Raw genomic sequence first — 439 nt, forward strand, 5'->3', positions numbered from 1 at the left:
TTTGCTCTTTAAAAATCTGGATCAAGCTGAAAATTGAAACACTGAATAGTCGAAAGATTATTCGTGAGTCTCTCAAATTTTCGCGACACGATGATGGATTGTAAGAAACATCTTCGGGTTGTGAGGTTAAGCGACTAAGCGTACACGGTGGATGCCCTGGCAGTCAGAGGCGATGAAGGACGTGCTAATCTGCGATAAGCGTCGGTGAGGTGATATGAACCGTTATAACCGGCGATTTCCGAATGGGGAAACCCAGTGTGATTCGTCACACTATCATTAACTGAATCCATAGGTTAATGAGGCGAACCGGGGGAACTGAAACATCTAAGTACCCCGAGGAAAAGAAATCAACCGAGATTCCCCCAGTAGCGGCGAGCGAACGGGGAGGAGCCCAGAGCCTGAATCAGTGTGTGTGTTAGTGGAAGCGTCTGGAAAGGCG

The 439-nt window shown here is 47.8% G+C and carries 1 rRNA gene; it reads left to right on the top strand.

Annotation, left to right across the window (positions count from 1 at the left end):
* Positions 1-124 precede the first annotated feature (124 nt).
* Positions 125-439 (top strand): 23S ribosomal RNA (locus tag A7090_RS17930); the annotation flags it as partial.

Origin of the sequence: Escherichia sp. MOD1-EC7003, assembly GCF_002965065.1 — a bacterium.
Taxonomy (GTDB): domain Bacteria; phylum Pseudomonadota; class Gammaproteobacteria; order Enterobacterales; family Enterobacteriaceae; genus Escherichia.